The organism is Microbacterium sp. NPDC089189, assembly GCF_040685095.1.
Taxonomy (GTDB): Bacteria; Actinomycetota; Actinomycetes; order Actinomycetales; family Microbacteriaceae; genus Microbacterium.
The window spans coordinates 1-2438 of record NZ_JBFBHG010000057.1 but is presented as its reverse complement, the minus strand read 5'-3'; the positions used below and the strand labels follow the sequence as shown (position 1 = coordinate 2438).

The 2438-nt window shown below is 74.9% G+C and carries 1 protein-coding gene and 1 pseudogene; both read right to left on the bottom strand.

The window, feature by feature from the left end; translation table 11 throughout:
- A partial coding sequence (locus AB0N73_RS16305) for an NAD(P)/FAD-dependent oxidoreductase (RefSeq protein WP_363565413.1) occupies positions 1–1294 on the bottom strand: 1294 nt, incomplete at its 3' end.
- A gap of 8 nt (positions 1295–1302) precedes the next feature.
- Positions 1303–2438: pseudogene (gene fbiC, locus AB0N73_RS16300) on the bottom strand (7,8-didemethyl-8-hydroxy-5-deazariboflavin synthase); the annotation flags it as partial.

Genomic DNA, 2438 nt, shown 5'->3' with positions numbered 1-2438 from the left:
CCGTGATCGTCGAGCAATCCGCCGGCGTGTAGGCCGTCTCGGCCTCCGGGCGCAGTCGCAGCACCGCGTCGCCCGCGCGGTCGAGGGTGCGCGCCACGTACCCCGCCTGCGCCTCGACCATCAGGACCGACGAGTTGTGACCGAGCGAGGCGTTCGGGCCGTTGAGCACGAACAGGTTGGGGAAGCCGGCCACGACGGTGGAGGCGTAGGACGTCATACCCGTCGACCAGTGCGCGGCGAGCGTTCCCTCCTCGCCCTCGATGAGGTCGGCGTAGGGCTGCTGCGACGCGGCGAAGCCGGTGGCGAGCACGAGCGTGTCGACGGCATGACGGGCGCCGGATGCGGCGACCAGCACACCGTCGTCGACGCGGTCGAGGGCGCTCGGCTCGAGCGTCACGGCGTCCGAGACGACCGCGGGGTAGAAGTCGTCGGACAGCAGCACCCGCTTGCATCCGAACGCGTAGTCCGGGGTGAGCGCCCGACGGAGCGCCGGGTCGGCGACCTGCCGGGCGAGGTGCTGCTCGGCCTCGGCCTGCGCCAGCGCGGCGGCCGCCGCATCGCCCGAACGGGATGCGTGGCGCGCCTCGCCCTCGGCGTACAGCTGCGCGCGGAGGGCCGCCAGCTCATCCGGCCGGCCCGCCAGGCGGCGCCGCTCGGATGCCGAGTACGCGCGGTCCTCGCGGGGCACGATCCACGCCGGGGTGCGCTGGAACAGCACGACGTCGGCGCCGCGGCGCACGAGCTCTGGAACGAGCTGCACCGCCGATGCGCCGGTGCCGACGACCCCGATGCGCCGCCCCGCCAGCGGCACCGTGTGATCCCAGCGCGACGAGTGGAACAGCGGTCCCGCGAACGTCTCGAGACCGGGGATGTCGGGGATGACCGGCTCGGTCAGCCGGCCGCACGCGAGCACCAGGTGCCGGGCGGTCGTCGTGGCGGGGTGCGCGCCGCCGGTGTCGAGCTGCCAGGCCTCGCCGGTCCAGCGGGCGCCCAGCAGAGGGGTGTCCAGCTGCAGGCGCGAGCCGAGCCGCTCGGTCTCGGCCACGTGCTGCAGATACCGGTGGATCTCGTCGCCGCGCGCGAAGCGCCCCGACCAGTCGGGCCACGGGTGACGTTCGAGACCGTAGAGGTGGGAGGGCACGTCGCAGGCCACGCCCGGGTAGGTGTTGTCGCGCCAGGTGCCTCCGACGGAGGAGCCCCGCTCGAGCACGGTGAACGCGTCGCGCCCCGAGCGCCGCAGCTCGCCGGCCATCGCGAGACCCGCGAATCCGGCGCCGACGATGGCGACATCCACCGCCGGGGTCATCGGGCCGCCGCGATGTGCTCGGGCGACGGCTCGCGGTAGTCGGTCGTGCGGCGCCGGAGCGGGCGGAACAGGCCGCGGGCCAGACGCGCCGCATCCGTGAGAGGGAGTTCGAGGCCGACCTCGACGCCCGCCTCGGGGCGCACGCGGCCGTCGAGCAGCGTGCCGCCCAGATCGTCGCCGCCCGCCGCGAGCAGGGTTCCCGTGGCCGCCAGGCCGTGGCGTGTCCAGGGGATCTGGATGTGGGCGATGCTGCCCGAGAGCAGCAGCCGCGACACCGCCACCATCGCGCGGTGCTCGTCGAGCGGAGCGCGCCCGGCGACGAGCGGCACGCCGCCCGCGGGTCCGGGAAGGGGGATGGGGACGAACTCGGTGAACCCGCCGGTCTCGCCCTGGATGCGGCGCAGTTCCCGCAGATGCGCGATGCGTTCGGCCGCGGTCTCGACGTGTCCGTAGAAGAGCACGCTGGTCGTGCGGAACCCGGAGCGATGGGCGGCGGTGATGCCCTCGATCCACTGGTCGATTGCGAGATCGGCGGGGGCCACGAGGGCGCGGACCCGCTCCGACAGGACCTTCACCCCGGTGCCGGGCATCGTGTCGACACCCGCGTCGCGGAGCGCCAACAGCGCGCCGTCGAGCCCGAGTCCCGACCGGTCGGCGAGGTCGCGCACGTCCTGCGGTCGGTAGGCGTGCAGATGGAGCACGGGGGCGGCGGCCCGGACGGTGCGGATGAGGTCGGCGTAGGCGTCGGCGTCCTCCGTCTCGGGCACCAGTCCCTGCACGCACAGCTCGGTCGCGCCCAGCTGTGCGGCGTCCGCGGCGATCGCGGCGGCATCCGCCAGGTCGAACTCCGCGGGCGACGCCGCCCCGCCGGCGCGGAAGCCGGACGAGGTCAGGTTGCGGTTGACGACGATGCCGATCGCCTCGCCGACCGTATAGCGGCGGAGATCGTCGGCGGCTGCGGTGAGGGCGTCGAGGTCGGGTCCCTGCGCGCCGAGCAGGGACGCCCACTCGGCATCGTCGAGCGCGAGCGGATCGCCCGCCGCCCGCTCGATCAGCCCGCGCACGTCGCGCCGCAACCCCGGTTCGCTCGTCGCGGATGCCGGGTGCGCGTGCGCGCCACCCGGCATCCGCG